Source organism: Cystobacter fuscus (assembly GCF_002305875.1).
Taxonomy (GTDB): Bacteria; Myxococcota; Myxococcia; order Myxococcales; family Myxococcaceae; genus Cystobacter; species Cystobacter fuscus_A.
Map to the genome: position 1 here is coordinate 617,736 of NZ_CP022098.1, position 26,091 is coordinate 643,826.

Sequence of the window (26,091 nt, forward strand, 5' to 3'; positions counted from 1 at the left end):
GGCGTGGCTCAGTGCTCCCCGCCGCTCGGGGAGGTGGGGCGCGACGTCACCTCTCGCGCCACCTTGAGCGCGCCCGACAAGGCATCCCCGGCGAGCTTGCGAGCGCCCACCAGGGGATGGCCGTGGACGGCCTCGCGCGCGGCGCCTATCACGCTCTTGACGGCGTCGAGCGCCAGCTCCTTCACGCGCTCCCGGCCGAAGCCTTCACCAGTGCCTTCGCCGGGGCCTTCACCAGAGTCCTCCATGTGAGGTGTCTGCGCGTGAGGTGTCTGCGCGGAGGCCTTGCTCGTGCGGGCCTCCACCGAGGGAAGCTCCTCGTGCTTCCGGGCCTGTTGCTCGCGCGCGGCCTGGGCCGCCTCCTGTTGCTTCTTCAGCTCATACCGCGCGCGACGCTCCTGATAGAGCTGCTCGGTGCGGGCGTGGGCATGGCCGTAGCGCACCTTGTTGGCCACCTCCGCGGCGGGCTCTCTCTTGGGGGTGTCGCGGGTGTTCTCGTCGGGGGCGGCCACGGTGTTCTGCTCGTCACGGAACGTCTTGGTCATCCTCGGCTCCTCGCGTCTGGACGCGTCGTTGAATCTTCTCGTTGAGCCTTCCAAGGTAGGTCGTGCACCGTGCCCGGGAATGGGTTCGAAGCAGGCGGGCGGACGGGCGCTCCATCTTCCGCTCCAACACCAGACACGGCGGGTCCCTGGGTCCGCGCGGAACCCCTCCCTCGGGGCCGCCCCTCGCGCCCAAGGACAGCAGTCCGGGCGTCTGGCTTTCAGTCCTGGACAGACAGGGCGCTTCGCGAGCCGGGGACCGTCTGGAGAGTGTTCACCCCGGTGCGCTTTCCCCATTCCCAGGGGATGCGGGTAGGCGGGGACCTCCGGGTATTTTCCGCCTCCCGGAAGATGCCGTGGACGGAGCGGCGTTCCGGGGCGGGACGGACGGTTCTTCCCTCTGCGAGGGGCGGCGGGCCTCACGCGAGCGCCTGGGTGGGATCGGGCCTTGCAGAACCTCGCGGCATGAGCCCCGCCGCCTCGCCCCCGCTGTTCTGTCCATTCCCCACGCAGGAACATCCCCGCCTGCTGCAACTCGAGCAGGAGGCCCTGGCGCGCTGGGCGGGCCAGTTGGAGACGCCCGCGCAGCATGTCGACCTCGAGAAGTTGTGCCGCGGCCACTTCCCCCTGTTGCTCGGCTGCGCCCATCCCACGGTGCCCCCGGAGCGACTGGGCGCGGCGCTCGACTTCCTCATCTGGAACTTCTCCTGGAATGACCAGATGGACGGGGTGCCCCCGGTCTGGCTTCAGGAGCAGAGCTGGCTGGCGTTGGCGGTGTTGCAGGGGGCCACGCCCGCGCGCGATGCGCTGCCCTCGCTGTGGCTGCTCCGGGACATCCGCGAGCGGCTGCTCGGGCCCATGCCCCGCCTCTGGCGCGAGCGCTTCATCCTGGCCTGCCAGTCGTACTTCCGGGGGACGATTCGCGAGGCGCGGGTGCGTTCCGAGCGTCTGTGCCTGGACGTGTCGTCCTACGTCGAGCTGCGCCGCCTGTCGGCGGGCACGTCCATGGTGTTCACCCAGATGGAGGCGCTCGAGGGCTTCTTCCTCCCGGAGGACATCCTGGCCCACCCGGCGCTCGTGCAGCTCGCGCGCACCGCCACGGACGTGATGGCCTGGGCCAACGATCTCTTCTCGCTGGAGCGCGACCTGCGGGACGACTTCCACCCGAACCTGGTGCTCTCGCTGCAAGTCGAGCGGACCCTGCCGCTGGACGAGGCGCTGCGCGCGGCGGCGGAGATGCACGACACCGCGGTGCGGCGCTTCCTCGTCCAGGAGCGCTCCCTGCCTTCGTTTGGCGTGCATGACGCCGCCGTGTCGCGGCTCGTGCTCGGGATGCGCCGGTGGATCCGCGCCAACCTCGACTGGTCGCTGCGGACGGGCCGCTATCCGCGGACCGCCGCGTCCGAGTGCTCGCGCGTGGCGTGAACCTCCTCACAACCCGAGCCAGGCCAGGAGCGCGCCCAGGTCCTCATCCGACAGGGCCTCGCGGCTGTAGGGCGGCATGTTGCCCCCCACGCCGAAGAAGCGGCCATGGCGCACCTTCTCGATGAAGACGAGGCCCGGGGTGCTGTTGGGAAAGAGCGGGTGGTACTCGTGGGCCACGTCGGGCAGCACGGGGGCGAGCGCCGTGAGCCGCCCCTTCCCGGTGCGCACCTCGCCATGACAGTCCTGGCACGCCGCGCGGTACACCTCCGCGCCCCGGCGGGCGTCTCCCCGCGGCACGTCGGTGATGTCTCGCACGAGCGTGAAGGGTTGCGCCGGCGAGTCGGGCTGGGGGCTGAGGCCCACCATGTACTCGTAGAGGGCGCGGCTCTTGGCATCCTCCGCCTCGAGGGGAGCGGTGCCGCGCATGAAGGCGGTGTAGCAGAAGTTCACCGCGTCCAGCAGCGTCACCTCGTAGCCGCCCCACCAGTGGGGGCGCGAGGCCACGCCCACCAGCGACAGGCCCGTGTACAGCTTGTCCCGGGCCTGCTCGCTCGACGTCGCGTGACACGTGGCGCACGAGAAGGCGTTGTACTGGCTCGTCGACAGCCGGGAGTCCCGGAACAGGGCCTCGCCGTATTCTTCCGCGGGAGTGGGACCACACCCGGCCACCAGCCCCGCCACCGCGCAGGCCACCGCGCCCGCCACCCCTCGTGTCCTCATGGCTTGCTCCTCAGCAGGCCCACCGAGTCCGGATAGATGCCCACCCTCACCGTCTTCTTCACCGCGCCCGCCTCCAGATCCAGCACGTGCAGGGTGCCCGGACCCACATGGTCTCCCTCGCACACCGCCAACGCCTGCTTGCCCCCCGGTATCAGCTCCACCTGGTGCACGTTGAGACAGCCCGCGGGCGACAGTGGAATCTTCCCCTTCACGGCGGGCCCGCTCCCGCTCACGTCGATGATGGCCACGGTATCCACCCGCTGGTAGGGCAGGAGGAGTGTCCGGCCATCGACACTGAAGGCGCCGAACATGGGCACGCCCTGGCGCAGCTCCTCGTCCATGCGCTCGGGGAGCAGCGAGCGCTCGGGGAGGATGCGCAGCGACTGGGGATCCAGGTGGTAGGCGATGGGGCTGTCCAGGGAGCCCACCCACAGCGAGCCATCCGTGGGCGAGAGGGTGAGTGAGTAGGGGGAGTAGCGGGGGGCCTGGGCGGTGCCCGGGTTGGGCAGGCGGACGCGGGTGACGGGGAAGGCCGGGTCATCCAGCCGCACCACGGCGACCTCGTCCGAGAGGCAGGCGACATAGGCGCGCGTCTCGTCGGGGGACAGGCGCACGGCGTGGGGCGCGGGACACACGGCAACGCGCTTCGTCACGCGCATGGTGTCGGTGTCGACGAGGACGAGGTTGGCGTCGATGTTCTCCTGGGGGGTTCCGTTCTGGAGGGCCTCCTGGAGCTTGAGCAGATCGAAGTGGGTGACGTAGAGCGTGCGGCCATCGGCGCTGAGCACGAGGTCGCCCGGGTTGCGGTCCACGCGCGTGGAGGCGACGAGGTGGTTGTCTTTGGCGTCGAGCTTGAGGCAGTAGCCATCGGCGGTGCCGGTGCCATGCGCGCCGTGGGGGCCCGAGCCGGCGCCGGGCACGGAGTAGGAGAGGCCCACGTAATAGAAGTCCCCGCGTGGCGAGAAGGCGGCGTGGTGGGGGCCCTCGAGTTCCACGGGGTTGAGTCCCACGGGCACGCGCGCGAGCTCGCCCCAGTCCGGAGTGTCGAGGGAGTCCAGGTCCAGCAGGCTGACGGTGTCGTCCATGCTGTTGGTGACGACGATGCGCCCGCTGCCGAGGGGAGGCATTTCACTCCGGCCGGGCCAGCCCTGGGGATGGTCGTAATGGAGCGGGGGCGGCTCGCCGCTCGTGTCGATGCAGGCGCCGAGCGCGAGCGTGGCGAGGATGGCGAGGCGTGGGAGCTTCTTGTTCATGGTGCTTCCTGGTGATTCAGACTTCGATGAACTTCGTGCCGGTGATGCCTTCTTCTTCCAGGGCGCGCTTGACGTGCTCGGAGACGATGAGGATCACCTTCCAGCCCCAGGGACGGAAGACGTGGACCTCCCCGAGCTTCTCCGGATCCACCTTCAGCCCCGAGACGTTGCGGTATTCACCAGGCTCCTTGTCCGGGCGATTGTCCTCCGGGAGCCAGTGGAGAACCTCCGCACACCGGGCGTCGTCGATGCATTTGATGACGCGCAAGGCGTTGAGGATGAACCAGGGCTCCGTCTGACCTTCCACTTCGACGGGGATGAACTGCACTTCCTTCTGGAGACCCAGACGCTCGAAAAGGGAGACCACCCGGCGGTGCACGATGGGCACCCCCCGGGCGAGAGAGAACTCGAGAGGGCTTCCAGCGGGCTTCATGGAGATGTGGATGGGCTTGTCGATGTTCAGGAACTGCCCCTCCTTGAACCGCCAGGCGTTGAAAAGTTCCTCCCGGCCTTCCTCTTCGTGGAGGGGCATTCTCAAATGCCATCGCCCTGGAATGTATACGTTGTCGTAGAGGTCGTAATATCTCATTCGAGCTGTCATGGACTCCTCTTGACGAGCTTGTTGAGGTTGGAGCCTGGTGTACACACGGAGCCCGCGATCTTGTCGAGTGCTTCTACGAGTCGGGCTCGGCAATCAGACTGACTCCTGCATGCTTGCAGTGCAGAATCCAGTCGACTGAAGACCTCGCGGTGATAGTCCTCGGGATGCGGACCCTTATGGCCTCGCAGATAGACGATGTTCACCGGATCTTCGATGCTCATCCCCGCCTGTTCAAAGAATTCCTCGAACCTGGGCGTCCAGGGTCCCCCCGTGATTTCGGACTTGTTGTTCTTGTTCGTGCACAGATGGTGCGCATGGTTGTTGTCGGCCTTCGACTGGGCACAGTCGCCTGTGGTCCGAGCCGAGGACACCGCCGAAGCCACCGCGGAAGCGGTCGTGTTCGCCGACACGCCCATGAGCACCACCGTTCCGTTCGCCACGCTCACCTGTGCGCGGGCTCCCGCTCCCACCGACAATCCTCCCCGTGCACCCCCACCCGCGAAGGCGAAGCGTGGGGGTGACAATCGTGCCCACAAGCCGCCCCCGGGGACCTCCGGCAGTCCCCTGGCCAGCTGCGCCCCCGCCACCGTCACCAGCACGCGCAGCCCCACTCCTCCCATCGCCTTGCCGAAGCGCTCGGCCACCGCTTCCAACTGTTCCCTCGTCTTCGCCGCTTCCGCTTCCCGGTACAGGGTCAGGCACGCCATTCCCACGTTGTGGAGTTCTGTTACCGTGTAGGTCATCAGCAGACCCAGCGTCACCGCTGCCGCGAAGGCCTTGGAGAACACGGGTTCCGGCGCGGCCCACGCCATCATGTAGAGCATCATCGACATGCCCACGGAAAGCAGCATGGCCGGAGACTTGAACATCTCCACGGCCGCCTCTCGGGCTCCATCCCCCATGTAGCGTGGTGAGAGCTTCAGGGCCTGGAACCACCTGGCACTCTCCAGCGACGACGGTGGCGAGACCAGGGGAGGCCCATACCTCTCCTCGAACTCCTCGCGTACACGTCTCTCCAGGTTGGAGGAGCGGGCATCAGGTGATGACCCGGTTGGCTCCATCGCCGCGAGCACCTCGCGCGCGTCCTTCAAGGAGAACAGCGCCAAGGCTGGGTTCGGCCCCAGCTTCTCGAAGGTGAGTTTCAACCCATGCTCCGGAGCACCTCGGTACTCGCTCACCGTCACGGGCTTGAGTATCGAGAGCCGCGATTCGACTTCGGCTGGAGCCGCCTGGACAGCGAGCGGCACCAGCAGCATGCAGAGGGCTTGGATGACGTACGAGGGCATGGCGGGCGTTGGAATGTGATTCAGACTTCGATGAACTTCGTGCCGGTGATGCCCTCTTCCTCCAGGGCGCGCTTGACGTGCTCGGAGACGATGAGGATCACCTTCCAGCCCCAGGGACGGAAGACGTGGATCTCCCCGAGCTTCTCCGGATCCACCTTCAGCCCCGAGACGTTGCGGTATTCACCAGGCTCCTTGTCCGGGCGATTGTCCTCCGGGAGCCAGTGGAGAACCTCCGCACACCGGGCGTCGTCGATGCATTTGATGACGCGCAAGGCGTTGAGGATGAACCAGGGCTCCGTCTGACCTTCCACCTCGACGGGGATGAACTGCACTTCCTTCTGGAGACCCAGACGCTCGAAAAGGGAGACCACCCGGCGGTGCACGATGGGAACCCCCAGGGCATGAGAGAACTCGAGAGGAAGGCCCGCGGGCTTCATGGAGATGCGGATAGGCTTCTGGATGTCCAAGAGTCGCCCCTCCTTGAATCGCCCGACGTCGAACAGTTCTTCCAGACCCTCTTCGTCATCCAGAGGCATTCTCAAATGCCATCGCCCTGGGATGTACACGTCATCGTAGAGGTCGAAGTATCTCATCCGAGCTGTCATGGATTCCTCGGGACGTGCTTCTCCTCAAGCAGGCAGGGCACCGAGACGAGGCGGCACGCGCGGGCTCCGCGTCAAGGCGCGCTCCAGCGGATGGTGCGCGGCGGATCCAGGCGATAGGGGCCCTCGGTGACGCGGTTCTGCAGGAGGTATGCGCGTGTCACCTGCACGGTGAGGGCGCTGTCCGCGCGCTGGCCGAGCGCGGCCCAGGTGTCGGTGTCCGGCTGCCACTTCAACTCCGAGGTGAGCACCTGCGCCACGGGGCACGTGCTTCCCGGAGCGAACACCTCCACCCAGTAGATCTCTCCCGTGTAGGGAGGCAGGTGGGCGCGCGCCGAGGGCAGGAGCAGCTCGCCCAGCCAGGTGGTGAAGGAGCGGGACGTCGCGCGGGGCGTGGCCGGCAGCCCGCGCGGAAGCGAACTCACGGGCAGGCTCCACTCCCAGGTGGGAGGTGGCGAGCCCACCGCGTACTCCTGGCCCTCGGTGGGCGAGGTCAGGTACACGGCGCCCGAGGCATCCAGTGGCTTGTCGCGCACGTCCACCAGCGCGTGCCAGGCCTCGTCCGTGGCCTTGCCGGCATAGATGGGCTCGGCGCACGTGGGCTCGGTGTCGATGGGCTGCTCCCCGCAGGCCGAAGCGGCCAGGGCGAGGGTGGTGGCGAGGGCGGCGAGGCTCGGAGCTTTCATGTTCATGGGCCGGAAGGTTATTCGGTGGGGGGGCGCGCTTCGAGCGGATGTCCTGGCCGGGCGAGATGGCGAGGCCACGAGCGTGCTTCAATCGAGATGCCTCGCATGAGCCAGGCTCCCCTGCACCGGTCGGGACGGAAAACCCGAGGAGGACTGAAATGTACATCCCGCGCCACTTCCACGAGCAGGACGAGTCGCGACTGCTCGCGCTGATGGAGCAGTACGGCTTCGCGACGCTGGTGACCTCCGACCCCCAGGGCGTGCCCTTCGCCACGCACCTGCCCCTGCTCGTCGAGCGGGATGCCGGGGGACGGCTGTTGCTCAAGGGCCATGTGGCGCGCGCCAATCCGCAGTGGCGGTCCTTCGCGGACGAGCGCGAGGTGCTCGCCATCTTCCAGGGGCCGCACGCCTATGTCTCGCCCTCCTGTTACTCGGCGCCCTCTGTTCCCACCTGGAACTACGCGGTCGTGCACGCGTACGGCACGCCCTCCCTCGTCGAGGAGCCCGAGAAGGTCCTGCACGTCATGCGGCAACTGGCCAGCAAGTACGAAGCGGGCAGGGACAAGCCCTGGAGTCCCGCCGAGGCCGAGGCGGTCGTGAGCCGGCTGCTCGCGGGCATCGTCGCGTTCGAGATCTCCATCACCCGCCTGGAGGGCAAGTTCAAGCTGGGCCAGAACCGCGACGCGCGAGACTACGACGGCGTCATGCGCTTCGTGGGGCTCGGCGATCAGCACGGGAGCCAGGGGCTCGTCGAGTTGATGAAGGCGTACGAGCCCCAGGGGTGAGTGCTCCTGGCCCGCGTGAGGTCAGGACCGCCGGGCGCGGCGCAGCAGGGGAAGGGCGAGCAGCATGGCGGCGGGCAACAGTCCCTCCGTGGCGGAGCATCCCTTGCGTGGCGGCGCGGGCGGGGGCTCCTGGACCGGCGGCGTGCCGGCGTCTCCGCTGGGAGTGGACAGGGGATCGGCCTCGACGAGGGCGGCGATCTGGGGCCAGAGGGGCTGGCAGACATCCCGCGCCGGAGTGCCCACGGGACACGCCGAGGGCCGCATGTCGGGGAGGTCGAGCAGGGGCGTGTAGGTGAGGCCCTCGTCGGGGGTGGTGGCCAGGGCCCAGTCGTGCAGGCGCGAGGCGCCGCAGACGAAGAGCACGCCGTTCGTCCGCTCCACGCAGGCGTTGCCCGTGGGCAGCGACAGCAGCGTGGCGAACGTCTCTCCCGAGCGCACGCGGAAGAGGCGCGTGGGGGTGGCGGCCCAGAGCGTGTTGCCATCCTCGGAGACCTCCACGCCCATGAGCGTCTCGTCGATTCCGTCCTCGGCCTGGCCGTCCGGGTGGACGATGGAGCGGAAGCTCTGGCCTCCATCCCGGCTCTCCAGCACGTAGGTCCAGAATCCCGCGCTGATGCGAGCCCAGAGCCGGTCCGGGTCGTGGTCGGACACGCGCAGGACGAACAGATCGTAGGGCTTCGCGTCCGCGAGGTTTTCGGGGAATGGCGAGGCGAAGGGCCGCCAGATGAGTCCCTCGTCATCGCTGCGGTACAGGCGGGGGCCGGTGGGCGTGCTGGCGGAGACGTAGAGGCGCCGCGGGTCCGAGGGGGCCACCTTCACGCTGGGGTAGACCTCGGTGGTGCTCTGGAGGGCGGTGGGGGTGAAGGTCTCTCCGCCATCATCGCTGCGGTAGAGGGCGTTGCTCTGACCGGGGCGGCCCGTGGACACCCACAGGCGCGAGGGCTGGGACGGGAGCGACGCGAGGCTCTTGGGCCACAGGGCGGCCTGGGGTTTGTCCGGAGGGGTGAAGAACGGGTGGGGGGCCCAGGTACAGCCCCCATCCTTCGAGCGGATGAGGGCGGCGCCGGTAGCGGCCATCAAGGTGCCGTCGGCCTGCCAGAGGTAGCTCTCGGGGCTCCAGCCGCCGATGCCGAGCGCCTGGGGGCAGATCCAGTGCCAGCTCGCGCCGCCGTCGTGGGTGATGACGGCGCCGAAGGTGGCGCCCAGGAGCATCTCCTCGGGGTGGCCCTGGCGCAGGGTGACACTGGTGGTGTCGGGGTAGCCATTGTGCGCCAGGGCGGGCGCGGCCCAGGGCGCGAGGAGGGCGAACGCCATGCCGCGCCGGATCAGGGAGGGGACCTTCATCAGGGAAAACTCCGAGAGAAGGACGCACGATAAAGCCGCCGGGTGGCCCAGTATACCAGGGAGCGCCCGAGTGCCGGACTGGCCCTCCGCTGAAGACCGGTTCTCGTCCTTGCTCCGGGCTGCTTGACCCTTGAGTTTGTGCCGAGTTTGTGGGAACCCTCCACAGTGAAGGGTCACCACAAACTCGGCACAAACTTTTCTTTGGGTGGGGCATCAAGCCATGCGGAACATTCGAGAAGAGGTGGAGGTGGCTCTCAGCCGGGTATTGGAGGGAACGACCGCATCCAAATTGGAATCCTCCACCCTGGATTTCAAGGAGCAAGGCCAGCAAGGGGGGCAGAAGGATTTCATGCGTGACCTCGCGGGTGATGTCGTCTGCTTCGCGAACGCGAGTGGTGGGGCGATCATCATCGGGGTCGACAACAAGCAATCTGGTCCGCCAGCCTTCAAGGGGACAGACCTGGACTCCGACGAAGTCCGCAAGCGCGTCTACGAGTTGAGCAACCCGCATCTCCTCGTTGAGGCGGAAGCGCGTCAATTCTCAGGTGCTCGCTTGCTCGTCCTTTTCGTACAGCAGAGCCTTGATGTCCATGCCGACACACAAGGGCGAGCCCGACGCCGGGTGGCGACCGACTGCTTGCCCATGAACCCCGACGAGGTGGCTCGCTTACGCGAGGAACGCCGGGATTTTGATTGGTCGAGTCAACCCAGTGGACGCACTCTCAACGACGTCTCCCCGACCGCGCTTGAGGTGGCCCGCCGCAGTCTCGCCACCCTCACGGATGAAGTGCGGCGCAAGTATGCCCGCCTCAGTGACCGCGACCTGTTGGCCGCACTCGGGGTTGTTTCTGAGCAAGGGGAACTTCTGCGCGCTGGGGAGTTGCTCTTCTGCGAAACACCTTTGTCTCCCTTGCTCCAGTACCACTACCGCCAGACGCCGGGTGGAGAGCCTCGTGCCATCGAACGCATCGAGACACCCCTTGTCCTCGCGTTCGAAAAGGTGCTGGGCCTGGTGCAGGCCCGGCTCAATCAGACGCCGATCTCGCTGCCCAACGGTCAGCAGATTGAAATCGCGGACTTTCCCCAGTTGGCCATTCGCGAGGCCCTTGCCAATGCCATCGTCCATCAGGACTATCGGCTGCGGCGCCCTGTCTTCATTGATCATTCCCCTGAAGTCTTCGTGGTCACCTCTCCCGGACCTCTTGTCTCCGGCGTGACTCCTGAAAACATCCTGACCCATCCTCCCAAACCTCGTAACCGAGCCCTCGCACGCGCGGCACGCACCTTGGGTTTCGCCGAGGAAGCTGGACGCGGTGTGGATCGTATGTATCGGGAAATGATTCGCTCCGGTCGTGACCTTCCTCGCATCGAGGCGTCCTTCGAGCAGGTTCAGGTGAAACTGGTGGCAGGGGCTCCCAGAACGCAGATTGCCCGCTTTGTCGCCCAGCTCCCGGAACAGGAACGGGATGACACTGACACCCTGCTGATTCTCTTCCGCCTTTGTCGCAGCAAGACCGTCACGGCGTTGGATATGGCTCCCATGTTGCAGAAATCGGTGGATGAGGCCGAGGCGAGCCTGCGGCGGCTGACGAACGACGAAGTCTCCATCCTGGAGGCCACGCGACAAACGGCACGTCTGAGCCATCCTGCATATCGACTGCGAGGAGAGGTGCTCAAGAAACTTGGCTCAGCCGTGGATTACCAGCGCCGGACAATGGACGAGTTGGATCGAAAGATCATCCCTCATGTGCGCGAATACGGGAAGGTGAACAACCGTACCTTGCAAAACTTCTTTGACATTGATGTGCAGCGCGCGCGTGACATCCTATCGGACATGGTGGAGCGACAGCTCCTGGTGAAGATCTCCGAGCAACAGAGAGGGCCCTCCGTGGAGTATGGCCCTGGGCCCAAGTTTCCCGGCAAGCGGAAGCCACGAACGCAGGAGTTGCGACTCGACAATCAACGTTCCCCTCTTCCCTCGCCAAAGAAAGATACGAAGACGTTGCCTTTGCCATTTCAGGCGGGCAAGCGAGGCAAGCCCCGCGGTAACTCCTGATGTCCGATGTGTCCTCGTGTGACTTTGCGGTGCTGGCACAGGCGTCGCTGAATGCCATCTACACGCAGGTGCATCTCGCTGATGCCCGGGTGTCGGGCATTTGGCGTCAACCCTCGTGGACCAGGGCGAGCGCCGGACAGGGCTCCGTCGCCTACTTCCGCGCTGACCCTTCCCCGCTCTTCGCGCGCTCCAACAGCTTCATCATGTTCTGCTCGTCCAGGGCACCGCGAGGGCAGTGGTCGGCGAGCGCCCGTGTGGAGCGTCCCCGGATGGCTCCACTGGCATGGCAGCTCTCACACGGAGGGTTTTCCGCGCACTCCTCCCCCACGTCCGGCTTGGACATCGTCTTCGCGCCCGACGTGCAGGTGGTGCGCACCCCATCGTCGTCGATGAGCATCGGCCAGGCCTTCACCTGGAGGGGGTGCAGGACTCCGCAGGAGGCGCCCGTGCGGCTGAAGTACCAGGTGCCCGACTTCCCGGACTGCTCCTCGACGGCATACAGCACGTCGTCGACGTAGTACTCCAGCCGGACCGCGTTGGCGGGGCCCGAGACCGCCCAGCTTCCACTCCCAGCCAGCTCGCCCTGATGGGTGCTGCTACCCGTCAGGCTCAGCGTGGTGACACTCAGCTCGGCGCACAGCTTGGATTCCCGGGTCGCCACCGGCAGCGGGGAGGGCCCCGGTGGAGTCTCCGGCGCGCCACCACAGGCCACTCCCAGCAGCCCGACGAGCAAGGAGCCCACCCAGGTCTTCATCCGGTACTGGCGCATCTTCGGGACTCCTTGGCCGTGCTGGAAGAATCTTTCAGATGCACTGTACCAGGAAAATCCCGTAAAAGGTACCAGTCATTGGACGTCAGAGAACGCCGGGAGCGCGGGAGCCAGGAAGCGCTGCCCGAGGTCCTGCTCTGGATGGGCTCGGTATGATGCCGCATGCACCTGAGTCGTAAGTGGGGCGTCTCCGTCCTGATCGCCGGGATGGTGATGTCGGGCTGTGAGGAGAAGCCGGTTTCGCCGTCTCTCGTCCAGGGGGACGGCGACTGGACGGACACGGGTCGCTATGCCGCATGCAACGTGTACTCGGTGCAGGGCAGGGCGTGTGGGGACCGGGAGACCTTCGATGTGTCCTCGTGTGACGCGGCGTCGCTGGCCCAGGTGCCGGCGGACGGCATCTACACCCTGGTGTATCGCACCGACTCCCAGGTGCCCGGAATCGGTGCGGACGCCTTCCGGGTCTCGGCGGATGGGCGCCTCGATTCCTTTCACGGCGCGCCCCCGACGGAACGCCGCATCGGCCCGCGCGAGTTCTTCCTGACGAGTACCCGGACCTTGTCCCCGACCGTCACGGTGCGCAACACCCTGGTGGGCTGCCGCGCCGAGGGCACCTGGCTGTATGGCTGTTTCGCCAGTTGCCGCAACGGCAGGTACACCCGTTTTGGCACCTTCCTGGCCGAGCGGTGGACGCGGCGCGCGGGGGAGGAGGAGGCCTCGGGGCTGCGGCTCACGTCCGAGTCCTTCGTGGAGCAGGGCCTACCGGTAGACGTCTACGTCACCCAGGGCCATGCCTATGTGGTGTCCATCCCGAATGGCCCCGAGAAGGGGGGACTCACGGTGTTCGACGTGAGCAACCCGGCGGCCCCGGTACTCCGGAGCACCCTCAGCCTGCCGACGGACAACTATTGGAACGGAGTGTGGGCGAAGGGGAACGCGCTCTACGTGGCGAGCGCCGATTCGGGGGTGATCGTCTTCGACATCTCGGAGCCCGCCACGCCGAGGCTCGTGCGGCAGGTTCCCTCGGATCAGGGGCCGCTCGACGTGCACACCGTGTTCGAGGAGGGAGACCGGTTGTATGCCATGTCGCCGAGCCCCCGGCCCCGGACGCTCGTCTTCGACATCCGTGAGCCCCGGGAGCCGGTGCTGATCGGTGAGTACGCGGAGCCGCCGGCCGCTGGCTTGCCCCCGGGCTATCCCCATGACGCGCTGGCCCTGGAGGGGCGGCTGTACATCAATCACTGGTCCCAGGGTTACCTCATCGTGGACGTGAGCGACCCGGTGGCCCCGAGGAAGCTGGGCGAGTTCGTCTACCCCTACGCCACGAGCCACGCGAACGCGGTGGGCCGGTTCGGCGAGCGGCTCATCGCCTTCGAGGGCGGAGAGAACTGGGGCGCGCACCTGCGGGTGCTGGACGTGACGGACCCGGCGCATCCGGTGAAGGTGGGCGAGTACTCGCTGGGCTCGAACGTGTCCCTCCACAACATGGTGTTGAAGGGCTCGAGGCTCTACGTGGCGCACTATCAGCACGGCGTGCGGGTGCTGGACGTGTCGGTGCCGGAGAGCCCGCGCGAGGTGGCCTACTCCAACACCTTCCGCGAGACGGACCCGGAGCGGGGCACGAGCTTCTACGATGGTGCCATCGGGATGCGGGTGCCGGGCGATGGGTTTGTGTATGTCATCGACACCTCGCGGGGGCTGCTCGTCTTCCCCGAGCCCTGACACCACCTACCTGGAGACCGTCATGATCTCGAAGCGCTCCTTCTTCCGCCGCGCCGCATGCACCTGGGGCACCACGCTGCTCCTGGGCTCCGGAGCCTGTGCGCACCGGACCTCGTCCGAGGCTCCCGCGCCAGCCGCGGACGCCGCGCCGCCGCACGGCCATGGAGGACATCACGGAGGGATGCCCCACCGCTTCGAGAACGCGGAGGAGTGGGTGAAGCGCTTCGAGGAGCCCGGGCGCGAGGCGTGGCAGAAGCCCGACGAGGTGGTGAAGGCGCTCGGCCTCGCCGCGGACGCGAAGGTGGCGGACATCGGCGCGGGGACGGGCTACTTCGCGGTGCGGCTCGCGCGCGCGGTCCCCGAGGGCCGGGTGTACGGCGTCGACATCGAGCCCGACATGGTGCGTTACATGGGCGAGCGCGCCCGGCGCGAGGGATTGAGCAACCTCACGCCCGTGCTGGCCTCGGCCGAGGACGCGAAGCTGCCCGAGCCGGTGGACCTGGTGCTCATCGTTGACTCGTATCATCACGTGGGCGAGCGCGTGGCGTGGCTCCAGCGGTTGGCGGAGAAGCTACGTCCGGGAGGGCGCGTGGTCATCATCGACTTCCGCGTGGAGTCCTCCATGGGGCCTCCGCCCGCGCACAAGCTGTCGCCCGAGCGCGTGCGGGAGGAGTTCGAGGCCGCGGGCTACAGCCAGTCCCAGACGCTCTCATTCCTGCCCGAGCAGTATTTTCTGGTGTTCCAATACCAGACGCACTGAGCGACTCGTCCGCGTAGCCAGGAGGGCCACTGTCCCGGGTCCTCCTTGTTGCTCTCGCGTCGACAAACCGGCGCGTGGCGGGCGCTCGTCCCGGTGGCTCCAGAGGAGAACGAGAGCGCGTATGTCTTGGTATGGGCCGTGCAATTCCTGACAGGACACCCCTACAGGAGAACCCCGTCATGAATCGCACCGCACTGCTGCTGTTGCCCTCGCTGCTTGGTCTCGCCTGTGGCGAGGCGGAGACCACCGCTGGGTCCACCCCCGCGTCCACCCGGCTCGAGTCCGCCGCGCTCTCGGCGGTCTTCTCGGGCACGGTGGTGGACGAGCTGGGCAAGCCCATCGCCGGCGCACGCGTGACGGTGAATGGAATCGTCCGCGTGACCAGCACCACGGGCACGTACAGTGTCTCGGTGACCGACTCGGGGACCGGCTACCGGCTCGACATCCGCAAGGATGGCTACGCGCCGGTGAACACGCTCAAGACGGCGGGCCAGATCGGGCAGAAGCATGTGCTCGCCCAGGGCTTCACGAAGGTGATCAACCCGGTGGCGACCACCGAGCTCATCGATCCCAAGTCGGGCATCCGGGTGCTGGTGCCCGCCAACAGCCTCCAGACTTCGGCGGGCGTACCCGCCACGGGGCAGGTATCGTTCTCCATCTCGCCGCATGGCCCGGACACGATGCCCGGCGACTTCAGCGCGAGGAACTCCGCCGGTCAGCCGGTGGCGCTCGAGACCGTGGGCGCGGTGACGCTGGCGGCGGTGGACGCCAGTGGCAACACCCTGAGCCTGATTCCCGGCAGGATCCTGGACGTGCGCATCCCCGTCCCCGCGGCCGTGGGGGGAAGCATGCCCGCGTGCGTGCTCAACGGGACGTGCCGGGCCGCCATCTGGCTGTTCGATCCGCTCACGGGCCTGTGGAAGGAGCAGGCGGCGAGCGCCCAGTTCTCCACCACGGGCACCTCGTTGAAGATCGTCGGCCAGCGCAAGGGAGAGCTCATTCCCGGTGACGGCCTGGGCACGTGGAACGCGGACATCGAGGTGACCACCCCCGCGTGCACGCTCATCGAGTTCGTGAACATCCCCCTGGATTGCTACAACCCGCCCCCGGGCACCACGCCCGAGCCCGGCATCGAGGTGGGTTTCGAGCAGAACACCGTGAGCGGGACGCCCAAGTCGAAGACGCTGGCGTCGGGCTCGGGCACGTCGTTCATCGCGCTCACCAACCTGCGCGCCAGCACCGCCCTGAAGCTGTCCGTGGAGTTCCCGCCGGGCGCTCCCGCCTACTGCGGCGCCAACCTCACGCTCACCTCGACGCCGCCGGCGTCCGCCACCTATCCCCAGTACTGGGCCACGGGTGGACTCACGCAGTTCATCACCGGGCCGCAGACCTTCACCGGCTACCCGAAGAACGCCGCGGGCAACAACATCACCCTCGCCGACGTGGCCGCGGGGGACCATCCGTGTGGCTCGCACCTCTACGTCGAGACGCACCCGTAGGCCGCGGCCTCGGAGTCCCCGCGGGTCTTCACGCGCCCGCGGGGGGCTGCTCGATGGGATGGGCGCGCAGCCACTCCTGGGCGCGGTGGATGCGCTCGGTGGCGGCGGGCAGGCTCATGCTCGCGAGCAGCGCGCGGTAGGGCTCGAGGTCCTCGGCCGTCCAGCGCGTCTTGGCCTCCAGGTCCGCGCGCACCACCTGCTCCTCGGCCGAGCGGGCCTCGGGCTCGGCGCGCGAGGTGAGGATGGCGGCGAGCACCATGCGCACCGGCTCGGCCTCGAAGGCCACGGCGGCCTCGGTGAAGAAGGCGCGCGTCGCGTCGTCGAGCGTGGAGTCCTTGGACCGGGTGCGCACGCGCTCGAGCAGGTTCGCCAGGAAGTCCTTGTCCACGTCCAGGGCCTTGCGCACGGCGCCCAGGAAGGTGACCACCGCGGCGCTCCGGGCCTTCGCGTCCATGTCCGGGGACTTGAGCGCGCTCAACGGCTCCCAGAGGACGGCGGTGAGCCACACCTGCTCCTCGGGGGCGAGCAGCGAGGGCGTGTTCGGCTGGCGCATGAGGGTCTCCACGCGCATGGCGCGCTCGCGCGCCTCCTGGGCGATGCGCGCGGCGAGGCCGGGATCCGACTCCACGTACTTCACCAGGGCCTCCATCTCGCCCTTGCTCGCCTTGCGCAGCGCCTCGCGTGCCTCCTCGGGCAGGTCCGTGTCCTGCGCCTCCAGGCCCGCGGCGAGCTTCTGGCCGTGCTGGGCGCCCCACTCGCGCCACTGCACGTTGAACAGCACGTCGAGCACCGGGCGATCCTCGGCGGCGACACGGCCGTCCTTGGGGGTGGAGGCGAGCAGGGCGCCGAGGCACAGCGCCCGCCGGTCCTCGGCGGACAGGCCCGAGGTGGTGGCGCGCGCGAGCAGCGCGGCGCGCAGCTTCTCGAGGAAGGCCCGTGTGCCCAGCTCGCGCACGGTGCTCAGCCGCAGCATGTGGCGCGCCTGGGCGGGGTCGCGCTCGACGGCCTCGGTGAGCTGCTCGAGCTGCCGGGACACGTGCGCGTGGAAGAGCTCGGCGTCGAAGCGCAGGCCGGGCACGGGCCCCCAGCCGGTGAGCAGCGAGCCCAGGTGCTCCAGGGTGGAGGAGACGCGCGACAGGTCCTCGCCGCGCAGCATCTCCATGGCCGCCTGCAGGTCCTCGGCGAGCGGGTGGCGGGATGGCGGGGGAGGGGCCGCCGCCTCGCGCGCCCGGTCCTCGGCGGCGTGGCAGACCTTGTACTTCTTGCCGCTGCCGCAAGGGCAGGGCTCGTTGCGTCCGGGCTTCTGGCGGCTCACGTCTACCTCTCCTGTCGAAGAATCCGAGCCCCTCTAGCAGAGGTGTTCCGGTGTCGCGAGGTCCACGGCCGTCGCGGCACTGGAGGGGAAACGGTTCATGCCAGGAGGCCGTTTTGGCATTAGGTTCGCGGGCATGAAACGATTCCTCGGTGCGATGACCATCCTGGCGGCGGTGGGCCTGGCCCAGGCGCAGCAGACGCAGAAGGCTCCTCCCGCGGCGGCGCAGCCGGCCCCGCAGGGAGCGGTGGCGGAGGCGGGCGGACTGAGCTGGACGGCTCCCAAGGAGTGGGAGGCCCTGCCGGCGCGGCCCATGCGGGCGGCGACCTATCGGATCGCTCCCGCGAAGGGAGACACGGAGCCGGCGGAGCTGGCCGTGTTCTACTTCGGCCAGGGCCAGGGCGGCGCGGTGGACGCCAACGTGAAGCGCTGGGTGGGGCAGTTCCAGAAGGCGGACGGCACGGCGCTCACGGACAAGGACGTGCGCACGAAGAAGGAGACGCTCAACGGGCTCGCCGTCACCACGGTGGACGTGAAGGGCACCTACACCGGGGGCGGTCCGATGATGGGTCCCTCCTCGCCGAAGGCGGGCTCGCGTCTGCTGGGCATCATCGTCGAGGGTCCCGAGGGTCCGCTGTTCTTCAAGCTCACCGGCACCGAGCGCACGGTGGCCGGCGCGGAGAAGGGCTTCCGCAAGCTCGTGGAGTCGGTGAAGAAGAAGTAGAGGGCGGGCGGGGAGACGAGCGGTCGAGGATCCACCCGGGTGGGTCCTCCCGCCAGGGTCGGCGTGCGGCAAGGAGATTGCTAAGGCTTCAGACCGCTGGATGGCTTTTCCACCGGAGGTCGCTGCGATGCCGCACACGGTCGAGACCCGAGTCGAAGCAATGCCTGACATCATCCTCTATCCCCGGGATACGGTGATGCGGGCGCTCGAGGTGATGCACCGCTATGGGGCGCACCTGTTGCCGGTGGTGGAGGAGCGGCACGGCGAGGTGCTCGGGCACGTCACGCTCGAGGAGCTGCGTCGCCTGGGCAACACGCTGCCGCTGGCCCGGATGGCTGAAATTCTGACGGCGCGCGCGGCGCTGGCCACGGAAGGAATTGCAGCGCCGCGTCCGGTGCGCGTGGCGTTCGTCGCGGAAGAACAGGGATCGTGCTCGACTTGGGTCCACTAGAGGATGAAGAGGGGCGTGCTGGTGAACATCTCGTGTTCGCCAAGTGCCTTCTTCCTGACGACCTGCCCTTGGGGTCGCGGCCAGAAGCTTCCGGGCTTGCCAGGGTGTAACGGGCCGCCCCCACGCCAACCGATGGGGGCTAGAAGGAGGCGTGGGCCATGAAGGTCATCGCGGTCATTCTCGCAGCGGGTGAAGCCAGGCGGATCAGCCATTCCAAGGCGCTCATCGAGCATGAGGGGGGCAAGAGCTTCCTCCAATCGCTCTCATCGACGTTCGGCAAGGCGGGCTGCTCCGTGCTCGCCGTCGTGGGCAAGGACGCGGAGGCGGTGCGCGAGCAGCACCCGGCCATCCATCTGGTGGAGAACACACGTTGGAGCGACAGCCAGTTCAGCTCGGTGAAGGCCGGCCTGGACGCGGCGTTGGAAGAGGGCGCGGACGTGGTGTTGCTCCACCCGGTGGACATGCCGGCCGTGCGCGCCACCACCCTCAAGTCGTTGCTCAAGGCGCTCGGGGAGTCCACGGAGGGGCTGCGTCCCGAGTTCGAGGGGGCGCCGGGCTATCCGCTGCTCCTGTCGCGCGCGACGGCCGAGCGGCTCCGCGAGACGGCGGGGGAGGCCCAGTTGGAGGGCGCCGTGCGCGGCCTGCAACTGCGCCGCATTCCCGTGAAGGATCCGGGCGTCATCGTCAACATCAACACCCCGGAGACCTACGAGCGGCTGTTCGGCTCGGCGCCCAAGCTCGCGCCGCCGCCCAAGCGCCGCGGCAAGAAGGCGGATGCGTCCACCACCACCGAGGAGGACACGTCCGCCTCGTCCCTGAACGCGGCCTCCGAGGGTCTGCAGGGCACGTGAGTGTCGGGGGGCTCGGGACCCGGCCGGGGGTCCCGAGGGTACCAGGCTCCTTGTCGGCCTACCCCCTGGGTCGGTCGTGGCCCGGGGCGCGGGGCGCGGGCACCAGCCGCAGCTCCAGCCGCCGGGTGGGCTCCATCCCGGAGCCCTGCTCCGTCCACGCCGAGGCCGGGGGAAGCACATGGCCCATGGCCACGAGCTGCTCGGGGGGAAGCTTCAGCGTCTCCGCCAGGAAGCGTGTCACCGTCACCGCCCGGGCCGCCGACAGCTCCCAGCTCGCGGGGGATGCTTCGGGCAGGGTGTCGGTGTACGCCGCCACCTGGATGACATGACCCTCCACCGCCAGCTTCGCACCCACCCGGGTGAGCAGCGCCGTGCCCTCGGGGGTCAGCGCCGTGCCGCGCGGGGCGAAGAGCAGGGGATCCGCCAACTCCACCCGGAGCTGGCCCTCCGACTCAGCCAGGAAGGCGGCGCCGCGTTCCCTTTCGGGCTGTAATAAAGACTCCAGTTCCCCGCGTGCCGCCTCGCGCCGTGCGCGCTTCACTCCCGCCTCCCCCTGCCGCCGCGCCGAGGCCACCCGCTGCGCGGCCTCCGCGCGCTGCTGCTGCTCCAGCACGCGCAACCTCCGGGCCATGCTGTCGCGCAGCACCTGCAACTCCGCCACCCGGGCCTCGGACTCGGCCGCCTCGCGCTCCAACTGCTCCGTGCGCTCCACCAGCGAGCTGATGGAGCGGGTGGCCATCCAGCCGCCCAGCCCCAGCACCGCCAGTGTTCCCAGGAGCAGCCACCTGGGCCGCCGGGTGCTTCGGGGCACCACCTCGTCATCCGCCGTCAGCTCCATGGGCTCCTTCCGGGAGAAGGTTTGAAGCCCGACTGTATTCAGAGAGCGCGGGTAGGTCTCAAGGAGAAGGAGTGGGCCGTGTCACGCAGTGGATGGGTGGGGCGGACCGGATGACGCGCCGCGTCGAAAATAAAGGCGGCGCGTCCGTGGAGGGGTTCGGACGCGCCGCCTCCACCACACCGCTCCCGGGCAGGAGCGGGCGGACGTGCAGCGGTACTTCGAGGTGCTCCGGAGCTCCTCCCAGGGGGCTCACGGGGCAGCTGGCGTGTCGCGCGCCAACGCCCACGGATGTACAGGGGGGGTCTGACATGCCCACGCCCGGGGTGCATTCCAAAGGGAAGGGCTCCTGTTGCACACTGCCCGGCTCGACTGCGAGGGCATGGCGACGATGGCGATCCGGTGCGTGGTGTTGGATTTCGATGGGACGTTCACGGACGTGGTGGCCGAGGGCACCCCCTACGTCGAGCACTTCCGTCGGCGCCTGTCGGAGCTGCTTGGCCGGGACGTGGAGGATGCGGGGTGGGCGCAGGAGGAGGAGCGGGTGCTGCACAGCTCCGAGGAGCCCGGCTGGGAGGTGGCGGGGCGCGTGGTGGCGCCGGCCGTCGCGGACCCCTACCTGCTGAGCAACTTCGTGGCGCGGCGGCTGTGTGACCGGTTGGGGGTGCTGACGGACCTGGCCGAGCGGGCGGAGCTGCTCAACGTGCTCTACCGCGAGGCCTACGTGCTGGCGGGGGTGGCCTTCAAGCCCGAGGCCAGGGAGGTGCTGGAGGCGCTGCTGGACACGGGGCTGCCGGTGCACGTGGTGACGAATGCGCACACGGACACGGTGGAGGCCAAGCTCACGAAGCTGGCGCCTCGGGGCCGCGAGCGCCTGCGGGTGTCGGGGGATGCGCGCAAGTTCCTCGTCGAGCCGCCCGCCGAGCCGGACGCGCGTTTTGGTGCCCTGCCCGAGACGACGCGGGTGGAGGGGGCCCTCAAGCGCCCCATCCACCTGCGCCGGGGCCACTATTATGAGGCGCTGCGCCGCATCTGGCGCGACACGGGCACCACCCCGGAGACGACGCTGGTGGCGGGCGACATCTTCGAGCTGGACCTGGCGATGCCCGCGGCCCTGGGCGCCCAGGTGCAGTTCGTGACGCGCCACAACGCGTTGGAGTACGAGCGCCGGGCCATCCTCGCGCTCGGGGACAGGGGCGGCATGGATCCCAGCCTGCGCGCCATCCTCCCGCGGCTGGTGGGCTGAGGCAGGGGCTGAAGCGAGGGGAGAACCGGGCGCATCCGTCACCGCATCGCGCTAGGCTGGTGGGCTGGAGACATCCGCCACACCGTCTCCAGGGGGAGCCGATGAATCGCATGCGAGGCAGGACCCGGGCGTTGCCGGGGGGGGTGGTGATGCTCGCGCTGGTGCTGGGGCCGGGTTGCAAGACGCCGGGCAGCTTCCGCGAGCCCGTGGCGCTCTTCCAGGAGGGCAACACCGCGGCGAGCACCGCCCTGGGCAAGTACTACGCGGAGCTCAACCGGTTCGAGCGCGACCTCTACCTCGACGAGCGCTTGTACGACACGGGGCTGGAGGTGCTCGCCACCGACGCGGCGGGCCAGCCCACGCCCCTGGTGGGCAAGCTCTTCTCGCCCGAGTCCATCCAGGCGCGCATGGACGCCATCGCCCTGTTGGGGGTGTACGCCGAGCGGCTGGCGACGCTGGCGGGCGCCGAGGACGCGGGCAAGCTGCCCGAGGGCACGCAGGCGCTGGGCAAGCAGTTGGGCTCGCTGGGCGCGCGGATGGAGACGCTGGCGGGTCGGGGGGACGCCACCGCCAGCCGCTACGTGGCCCCGGTGACCGCGCTGGTGGGGGTGGTGGCCTCGCTCTACCTGGAGCACCAGCAGGCCCAGGCGCTCCAGAAGGGCCTGGAGCAGGGGGCTCCGGTGGTGGGGGCGCTGTTGGACCTGCTCGAGACGGACCTGGTGGAGGTGCTCGGGCCCCAGCGCCTCACGGGCGCCAAGCAGGCCCTGTCCTCGCGGGTGATGTACTACAACCTCCAGCGGGACAAGCTCTCGCTGGCCGAGCGACGGGCGGTGCTCGAGGACATCCGCGAGGCCTCCACCGTGTACGAGGCCCTGGTGGTGGCGCACCCGGTGGAGCTGGCGCGGGCGCTGCGCGACGCGCACGAGGCCCTGTTGCGCTTCGCCCGCTCCGGGCGCGAGCTGACGTCGTTCGAGGAGCTGTCCGGCGCGATGCAGGCCTTCCAGGGCCGGGTGCGCATCGCCGCCGCCGCCGTCCAGGCCATCCATGCGCCGCCCCGGGAGTGAGCCATGTACTTCGATACCCAGACGCTGACCCAGCTCGTCGAGCGCTGTTTCGATCTGTCCATGAGTGGCGCCGTGCCGCCCGCGACGCGCGCCGAGTACCTCGCCCACGGCAAGCGCCTGCGCGAGTTGTTGATGCGGCTGCTCGGCGCGCGCTTCGACGCGGCCTCGGCCGAGTTCCAGAAGGCCAGTGCCTCCCTGAGTGACACGAACCAGGAGCTGGCCCGCGCCGCCCAGGACGTGAAGCAGGCCACCCAGGTGGTGGCGCGCCTGGGCGAGCTCGCCGGCTATTTGGATCAGGCGCTCGCGGTGGCGGGCAAGGTCATCGCCTGAAACGCCCGAAGAGGGGCCCCTGAAACGCCGAACCCCGCGTTCCCAGGAGGGAGCGCGGGGCCGGGCGGGACCTCACGGAGGTGGGGCCTGGGTCAGACCTTGGCGCCCGGGGTGGCCTGGAACAGCTCGTTGAACTCGGTGATGGCCTTGTTCAGCGCGGTCTTGATGTCGGCCGTCAGCTCGCGCTTGGCGAGGATGTCCTTGGCGACCTGCGGGTGGCGGCTGTCGGTGAACTCGAGGAACTCCTTCATCCAGCGCACCACGTCGCTCACGGGCACCTGGCGGATCCACCCGCGCTTGCTCGGGTCCTCGCGGTTGATGGCGGCGTAGAGCTGCATGACCTGCTTCTCGACGGGCATGGGCTCGTACTGGCCCTGCTTGAGCACCTCCACGAGGCGGGCGCCGCGCGCCAGCGTGTCCTGGGTGGCCTTGTCGAGGTCCGAGCCGAACTGGGCGAAGGCCGCGAGCTCGCGGTACTGGGCCAGGTCCAGCTTGAGCGTGCCGGCCACCTGCTTCATGGCCTTGATCTGCGCGGCGCTGCCCACGCGGGACACGGAGAGACCCACGTTGATGGCGGGGCGCACACCGGCGAAGAACAGGTCCGTCTCGAGGAAGATCTGCCCGTCGGTGATGGAGATGACGTTCGTCGGGATGTAGGCGGACACGTCACCGGCCTGCGTCTCGATGATGGGCAGGGCGGTGAGGGAGCCCGCGCCCTCGGCGTCCGACAGCTTGGCGGCGCGCTCGAGCAGGCGGCTGTGGATGAAGAACACGTCGCCCGGGTAGGCCTCGCGTCCCGGGGGACGGCGCAGCAGGAGCGAGAGCTGGCGGTACGCCACGGCCTGCTTGGACAGGTCGTCGTACACGATGAGCGAGTGCATCTTGTTGTCGCGGAAGTACTCGCCGATGGCCACGCCCGCGTACGGGGCGAAGAACTGCATGGGGGCCGGGTCGGAGGCGTTGGCCGTCACCACCACGGTGTACTCCATGGCGCCCGCGCGGGTGAGCTTCTCCACCACCTGGGCCACGGTGGACTGCTTCTGGCCGATGGCCACGTACACGCAGAAGACGTTGAGGCCCTTCTGGTTGATGATGGCGTCGATGGCGACGGCCGTCTTGCCCGTCTGGCGGTCACCGATGATGAGCTCGCGCTGGCCGCGGCCGATCGGCACCAGGGCGTCCAGGGCCTTGATGCCCGTCTGCAGGGGCTCGTGCACGCTCTTGCGCTTGACGATGCCGGGGGCCTTCACCTCCAGCTTGCGCGTCTCGGTGGACACGATGGGGCCCTTGCCGTCCACCGGCTCGCCCAGCGGGTTCACCACGCGGCCCAGCAGCCCCTTGCCCACGGGCACCGAGGCGATCTGCGCGGTGCGCTTGACCGTGTCGCCCTCGCGGATGTCCTTGAAGTCGCCCATGATGGCGACACCGACGTTGTCCTCCTCGAGGTTGAGCACCAGGCCCTTCACCCCGTTGGAGAACTCCACCAGCTCGCCCGAGAGCACGCCCTCCAGGCCGTAGATGCGGGCGATACCGTCGCCCACCGACAGCACCGTTCCGGTCTCGGAGACGGTGACCTTCTTGCCATAGTCCTTGATCTGCTCCCGGATGATTCTGCTGATCTCGTCGGCGCGGATTTCCATCTCTGAGTCCTTGGCACGGGGCGGCACGTGCGAGGGGCCGCCGGAGGGGGGCTACCTGAAAGTCGTCGTGGGGGGGGCCCTTAACACGCGTTCCCGGCCCACCGCAACGCGCATGGGGGCTCTCGGATACACGGGATCATCGGGCCCTTAAGCCAGGGCCCCGACGCTGAAGGGGGTTCAGCAACCCGGAGCGTGGCGCGGCAGCCAGACGACGAAGCGCGTGCCGAGGCCCGTTCCGGACTCCACCGAGATGCGGCCCCCGTGCGCCGAGGCGATCTGCCGGACGATGTAGAGGCCCAGGCCCAGCCCGTCGCCATGGGCGCGCTTGCCCCGCTTGAAGGGCTCGAAGAGGGTGGCCCGCTCTTCCAGGGGCACCGGCGGCCCCTCGTTGCGCACCGAGAGGTTGATGCCGTCCGCCTTGCCCTCCAGGCGCACCTCCACCGGGGTGTCCTCGGGGCTGTGCTGCAGGGCGTTGCCTATCAGGTTGTCCAGCAGCTGGCCGAGCCGGGACTCGTCCCAGGTGCCCACCAGATCGCCTTCCGTCTTGGAGACGATGAGGCGGGTGGGGTGCGACGCCTGGAATTGATCCACCAACCGCTCCAGGAGCTTGTCCAGGGCGAAGGGCGTGGGGCGCACGGGGATGCCCCCGGCCAGCCGCGCGCGGGTGTAATCCAGCAGCTCGTGGATCATCCGCTCCATGCGCCGGGTGGCGGTGGCCACGTGCGTCACCTGCCGGGCCTGGTTCTCGTTCAGCTCGCCCCCGCGCTGCAGGGCCCCCACGCTCAGTTGGATGGCATGGAGCGGGGTGCGCAGATCATGCCCCACCACACCCAGCAACTGCTCGCGGAAGGTGTCGGCGCGGGCCGCGGCCTCCTCGGTCGCCTTGCGCGCGCTGATGTCCCAGACGGCCGCCATGCGCACGGAGCGGCTGCCATGCTCCACCTGCCGGGCCAGCAGCTCCAGGAACAGCCGCTTGCCGTCGGCGCGCATGCCCGTCGCCTCGTAGGGCGCCTCCACCCGCCGCGCCATGGCGCGCTGCACGGTCTCGCGCGACTCGGGGGCGATCCACCGCATGAGCGACTGGCCCGCCATGTCCTCGGGGGTGGTGCCCAGGAGCTGGGCCAGGGCCGGGCTCGTCTCGAGGATGATGCCGTTCTCGTGCAGGCAGAAGCCGTCACAGGAGACGGCGACGAGGCCGCGCAGGCGCTCCTCGCTCTCGCGCAGGGCGAGCTCCCGGTTCACCCGCTCCGTGTCGTCCTCCAGCATCAGGCTCACGCCCGGGCGCGACGCACCCGTGGGGGCCGGAAACAGGGAGAGCCGGAAGTGGCGGGCGTTGCCCGGGGTGCTCCCGAACGTACCGGACAACCGCGAGCCCTGGAGGCTCTCACCCGCCATCGCGCGCTGGAGCAGGGGCATCAGCGCCGGCGCGAGCCCCGGCCAGACCTCCGCCACCGTGCGGCCCTCGTACGAGGAGCCAGTCTGCCCGCTCAGGGCAATGAGGGCGGTGCTGACGAAATGGAAGCGGAATTCCCGATCCACGCAGGCCAGAGCCAACCCCGTGGACTGGAGCAACGCCCCCAGACAGGACAAT

At 68.7% G+C, this 26,091-nt stretch carries 26 protein-coding genes; 13 read left to right on the forward strand and 13 right to left on the reverse strand.

Annotation, left to right across the window (positions count from 1 at the left end; all coding sequences use genetic code 11):
- Positions 1-8: 8 nt before the first annotated feature.
- Positions 9-542 (reverse strand): hypothetical protein, encoded by a 534-nt coding sequence (locus CYFUS_RS02650; protein WP_095983787.1) that lies wholly within the window; start codon positions 540-542, stop codon positions 9-11.
- A gap of 462 nt (positions 543-1,004) precedes the next feature.
- Between CYFUS_RS02650 and CYFUS_RS02655 the strand changes: the two genes are divergently transcribed.
- A complete protein-coding gene (locus CYFUS_RS02655) occupies positions 1,005-1,964 on the forward strand; it encodes a terpene synthase family protein (protein WP_095983788.1) in 960 nt (319 codons plus the stop codon).
- 6 nt (positions 1,965-1,970) lie between these two features.
- On the opposite strand, the gene CYFUS_RS02660 is transcribed toward CYFUS_RS02655, so the two are convergent.
- From CYFUS_RS02660 to CYFUS_RS02685, 6 genes are all read right to left on the reverse strand, one after another.
- The gene (locus CYFUS_RS02660; RefSeq protein WP_095983789.1) at positions 1,971-2,684 is read right to left on the reverse strand and encodes a c-type cytochrome; all 714 of its coding nucleotides are present in this window, start codon (positions 2,682-2,684) and stop codon (positions 1,971-1,973) included.
- A complete protein-coding gene (locus CYFUS_RS02665) occupies positions 2,681-3,937 on the reverse strand; it encodes a hypothetical protein (RefSeq protein ID WP_095983790.1) in 1,257 nt (418 codons plus the stop codon). Before CYFUS_RS02665 ends, CYFUS_RS02660 begins: the two co-directional genes overlap by 4 nt.
- A gap of 16 nt (positions 3,938-3,953) precedes the next feature.
- Positions 3,954-4,538, reverse strand: coding sequence for an imm11 family protein (locus CYFUS_RS02670; protein ID WP_332468335.1), 585 nt, complete (start codon positions 4,536-4,538; stop codon positions 3,954-3,956).
- Positions 4,535-5,824, reverse strand: coding sequence for an AHH domain-containing protein (locus tag CYFUS_RS02675; protein ID WP_095983792.1), 1,290 nt, complete (start codon positions 5,822-5,824; stop codon positions 4,535-4,537). Before CYFUS_RS02675 ends, CYFUS_RS02670 begins: the two co-directional genes overlap by 4 nt.
- 20 nt (positions 5,825-5,844) lie before the next feature.
- Positions 5,845-6,429 (reverse strand): imm11 family protein, encoded by a 585-nt coding sequence (locus CYFUS_RS02680; RefSeq protein WP_332468336.1) that lies wholly within the window; start codon positions 6,427-6,429, stop codon positions 5,845-5,847.
- A 71-nt stretch (positions 6,430-6,500) separates the two neighbouring features.
- Positions 6,501-7,118: a hypothetical protein gene (locus CYFUS_RS02685; protein WP_095983794.1), complete on the reverse strand. Its 618-nt coding sequence runs from the start codon at positions 7,116-7,118 to the stop codon at positions 6,501-6,503.
- A 152-nt stretch (positions 7,119-7,270) separates the two neighbouring features.
- Between CYFUS_RS02685 and CYFUS_RS02690 the strand changes: the two genes are divergently transcribed.
- The gene (locus CYFUS_RS02690) at positions 7,271-7,897 is read left to right on the forward strand and encodes an FMN-binding negative transcriptional regulator (RefSeq protein WP_095983795.1); all 627 of its coding nucleotides are present in this window, start codon (positions 7,271-7,273) and stop codon (positions 7,895-7,897) included.
- 21 nt (positions 7,898-7,918) lie between these two features.
- On the opposite strand, the gene CYFUS_RS02695 is transcribed toward CYFUS_RS02690, so the two are convergent.
- Positions 7,919-9,241: a WD40/YVTN/BNR-like repeat-containing protein gene (locus CYFUS_RS02695; protein ID WP_095983796.1), complete on the reverse strand. Its 1,323-nt coding sequence runs from the start codon at positions 9,239-9,241 to the stop codon at positions 7,919-7,921.
- A gap of 220 nt (positions 9,242-9,461) precedes the next feature.
- On the opposite strand from CYFUS_RS02695, the gene CYFUS_RS02700 reads away from it, so the two are divergent.
- A complete protein-coding gene (locus CYFUS_RS02700; protein WP_095983797.1) occupies positions 9,462-11,297 on the forward strand; it encodes an ATP-binding protein in 1,836 nt (611 codons plus the stop codon).
- A 151-nt stretch (positions 11,298-11,448) separates the two neighbouring features.
- On the opposite strand, the gene CYFUS_RS02705 is transcribed toward CYFUS_RS02700, so the two are convergent.
- Positions 11,449-12,066 (reverse strand): hypothetical protein, encoded by a 618-nt coding sequence (locus CYFUS_RS02705; protein ID WP_095983798.1) that lies wholly within the window; start codon positions 12,064-12,066, stop codon positions 11,449-11,451.
- 162 nt (positions 12,067-12,228) lie between these two features.
- On the opposite strand from CYFUS_RS02705, the gene CYFUS_RS02710 reads away from it, so the two are divergent.
- The 3 genes from CYFUS_RS02710 to CYFUS_RS02720 all read left to right on the forward strand — a co-directional run bounded on the left by CYFUS_RS02710 (position 12,229) and on the right by CYFUS_RS02720 (position 16,047).
- Positions 12,229-13,788, forward strand: coding sequence for an LVIVD repeat-containing protein (locus CYFUS_RS02710; protein ID WP_095983799.1), 1,560 nt, complete (start codon positions 12,229-12,231; stop codon positions 13,786-13,788).
- 22 nt (positions 13,789-13,810) lie between these two features.
- A complete protein-coding gene (locus tag CYFUS_RS02715; RefSeq protein ID WP_095983800.1) occupies positions 13,811-14,548 on the forward strand; it encodes a class I SAM-dependent methyltransferase in 738 nt (245 codons plus the stop codon).
- Positions 14,549-14,727: 179 nt separating this feature from the next.
- Entirely contained in the window at positions 14,728-16,047 is a 1,320-nt protein-coding gene (locus tag CYFUS_RS02720) for a carboxypeptidase-like regulatory domain-containing protein (RefSeq protein WP_095983801.1), read from the forward strand.
- A gap of 28 nt (positions 16,048-16,075) precedes the next feature.
- Here the strand turns inward: CYFUS_RS02720 and CYFUS_RS02725 are convergent, their stop codons facing one another.
- Entirely contained in the window at positions 16,076-17,362 is a 1,287-nt protein-coding gene (locus tag CYFUS_RS02725) for a YecA family protein (protein ID WP_095983802.1), read from the reverse strand.
- A gap of 133 nt (positions 17,363-17,495) precedes the next feature.
- On the opposite strand from CYFUS_RS02725, the gene CYFUS_RS02730 reads away from it, so the two are divergent.
- The 3 genes from CYFUS_RS02730 (at position 17,496) to CYFUS_RS02740 (ending at position 19,385) form a co-directional block, all read left to right on the forward strand.
- A complete protein-coding gene (locus CYFUS_RS02730) occupies positions 17,496-18,083 on the forward strand; it encodes a hypothetical protein (protein WP_420042679.1) in 588 nt (195 codons plus the stop codon).
- A gap of 160 nt (positions 18,084-18,243) precedes the next feature.
- Entirely contained in the window at positions 18,244-18,534 is a 291-nt protein-coding gene (locus CYFUS_RS02735) for a CBS domain-containing protein (protein ID WP_198316437.1), read from the forward strand.
- A 158-nt stretch (positions 18,535-18,692) separates the two neighbouring features.
- Positions 18,693-19,385 carry a nucleotidyltransferase family protein gene (locus tag CYFUS_RS02740; protein WP_095983804.1) on the forward strand — a complete coding sequence of 231 codons (693 nt, stop codon included), beginning with the start codon at positions 18,693-18,695 and terminating at the stop codon, positions 19,383-19,385.
- A gap of 58 nt (positions 19,386-19,443) precedes the next feature.
- Here the strand turns inward: CYFUS_RS02740 and CYFUS_RS50265 are convergent, their stop codons facing one another.
- Complete coding sequence (locus CYFUS_RS50265) at positions 19,444-19,818, reverse strand: OmpA/MotB family protein (protein ID WP_157758200.1); 375 nt, start codon at positions 19,816-19,818, stop codon at positions 19,444-19,446.
- Positions 19,819-20,014: 196 nt separating this feature from the next.
- On the opposite strand from CYFUS_RS50265, the gene CYFUS_RS50270 reads away from it, so the two are divergent.
- The 4 genes from CYFUS_RS50270 (at position 20,015) to CYFUS_RS02760 (ending at position 22,860) form a co-directional block, all read left to right on the forward strand.
- Complete coding sequence (locus CYFUS_RS50270) at positions 20,015-20,248, forward strand: hypothetical protein (RefSeq protein WP_157758201.1); 234 nt, start codon at positions 20,015-20,017, stop codon at positions 20,246-20,248.
- 363 nt (positions 20,249-20,611) lie between these two features.
- Positions 20,612-21,466: an HAD family hydrolase gene (locus tag CYFUS_RS02750; RefSeq protein ID WP_095991760.1), complete on the forward strand. Its 855-nt coding sequence runs from the start codon at positions 20,612-20,614 to the stop codon at positions 21,464-21,466.
- 101 nt (positions 21,467-21,567) lie between these two features.
- Complete coding sequence (locus tag CYFUS_RS02755) at positions 21,568-22,530, forward strand: hypothetical protein (protein ID WP_095983806.1); 963 nt, start codon at positions 21,568-21,570, stop codon at positions 22,528-22,530.
- A 3-nt stretch (positions 22,531-22,533) separates the two neighbouring features.
- Positions 22,534-22,860, forward strand: coding sequence for a hypothetical protein (locus CYFUS_RS02760; RefSeq protein ID WP_095983807.1), 327 nt, complete (start codon positions 22,534-22,536; stop codon positions 22,858-22,860).
- 92 nt (positions 22,861-22,952) lie between these two features.
- On the opposite strand, the gene atpA is transcribed toward CYFUS_RS02760, so the two are convergent.
- Both atpA and CYFUS_RS02770 read right to left on the reverse strand, forming a co-directional pair.
- Positions 22,953-24,500: a F0F1 ATP synthase subunit alpha gene (gene atpA / locus CYFUS_RS02765; protein ID WP_095983808.1), complete on the reverse strand. Its 1,548-nt coding sequence runs from the start codon at positions 24,498-24,500 to the stop codon at positions 22,953-22,955.
- A 177-nt stretch (positions 24,501-24,677) separates the two neighbouring features.
- Positions 24,678-26,090, reverse strand: a complete 1,413-nt coding sequence (locus CYFUS_RS02770) for an ATP-binding protein (protein ID WP_232537320.1) — start codon at positions 26,088-26,090, stop codon at positions 24,678-24,680.
- Position 26,091: the final 1 nt, after the last annotated feature.

Bases quoted from the DNA above. Each gene is read 5' to 3' on its own strand.
- CYFUS_RS02665 (WP_095983790.1), bottom strand. From the start codon at position 3,937: ATGAACAAGAAGCTCCCACGCCTCGCCATCCTCGCCACGCTCGCGCTC.
- CYFUS_RS02715 (WP_095983800.1), top strand. From the start codon at position 13,811: ATGATCTCGAAGCGCTCCTTCTTCCGCCGCGCCGCATGCACCTGGGGC.
- CYFUS_RS50270 (WP_157758201.1), top strand. From the start codon at position 20,015: ATGCTGTCGCGCAGCACCTGCAACTCCGCCACCCGGGCCTCGGACTCG.
- CYFUS_RS02735 (WP_198316437.1), top strand. From the start codon at position 18,244: ATGCCTGACATCATCCTCTATCCCCGGGATACGGTGATGCGGGCGCTC.
- CYFUS_RS02675 (WP_095983792.1), bottom strand. From the start codon at position 5,824: ATGCCCTCGTACGTCATCCAAGCCCTCTGCATGCTGCTGGTGCCGCTC.
- CYFUS_RS02695 (WP_095983796.1), bottom strand. From the start codon at position 9,241: ATGAAGGTCCCCTCCCTGATCCGGCGCGGCATGGCGTTCGCCCTCCTC.
- CYFUS_RS02720 (WP_095983801.1), top strand. From the start codon at position 14,728: ATGAATCGCACCGCACTGCTGCTGTTGCCCTCGCTGCTTGGTCTCGCC.
- CYFUS_RS02655 (WP_095983788.1), top strand. From the start codon at position 1,005: ATGAGCCCCGCCGCCTCGCCCCCGCTGTTCTGTCCATTCCCCACGCAG.
- CYFUS_RS02740 (WP_095983804.1), top strand. From the start codon at position 18,693: ATGAAGGTCATCGCGGTCATTCTCGCAGCGGGTGAAGCCAGGCGGATC.
- CYFUS_RS02680 (WP_332468336.1), bottom strand. From the start codon at position 6,429: ATGACAGCTCGGATGAGATACTTCGACCTCTACGATGACGTGTACATC.
- CYFUS_RS02730 (WP_420042679.1), top strand. From the start codon at position 17,496: ATGAAACGATTCCTCGGTGCGATGACCATCCTGGCGGCGGTGGGCCTG.
- CYFUS_RS02710 (WP_095983799.1), top strand. From the start codon at position 12,229: ATGCACCTGAGTCGTAAGTGGGGCGTCTCCGTCCTGATCGCCGGGATG.
- CYFUS_RS02690 (WP_095983795.1), top strand. From the start codon at position 7,271: ATGTACATCCCGCGCCACTTCCACGAGCAGGACGAGTCGCGACTGCTC.
- CYFUS_RS02705 (WP_095983798.1), bottom strand. From the start codon at position 12,066: ATGCGCCAGTACCGGATGAAGACCTGGGTGGGCTCCTTGCTCGTCGGG.
- atpA (WP_095983808.1), bottom strand. From the start codon at position 24,500: ATGGAAATCCGCGCCGACGAGATCAGCAGAATCATCCGGGAGCAGATC.
- CYFUS_RS02650 (WP_095983787.1), bottom strand. From the start codon at position 542: ATGACCAAGACGTTCCGTGACGAGCAGAACACCGTGGCCGCCCCCGAC.
- CYFUS_RS02760 (WP_095983807.1), top strand. From the start codon at position 22,534: ATGTACTTCGATACCCAGACGCTGACCCAGCTCGTCGAGCGCTGTTTC.
- CYFUS_RS02685 (WP_095983794.1), bottom strand. From the start codon at position 7,118: ATGAACATGAAAGCTCCGAGCCTCGCCGCCCTCGCCACCACCCTCGCC.
- CYFUS_RS02660 (WP_095983789.1), bottom strand. From the start codon at position 2,684: ATGAGGACACGAGGGGTGGCGGGCGCGGTGGCCTGCGCGGTGGCGGGG.
- CYFUS_RS02755 (WP_095983806.1), top strand. From the start codon at position 21,568: ATGAATCGCATGCGAGGCAGGACCCGGGCGTTGCCGGGGGGGGTGGTG.
- CYFUS_RS02670 (WP_332468335.1), bottom strand. From the start codon at position 4,538: ATGACAGCTCGAATGAGATATTACGACCTCTACGACAACGTATACATT.
- CYFUS_RS02750 (WP_095991760.1), top strand. From the start codon at position 20,612: ATGGCGATCCGGTGCGTGGTGTTGGATTTCGATGGGACGTTCACGGAC.
- CYFUS_RS02700 (WP_095983797.1), top strand. From the start codon at position 9,462: ATGCGGAACATTCGAGAAGAGGTGGAGGTGGCTCTCAGCCGGGTATTG.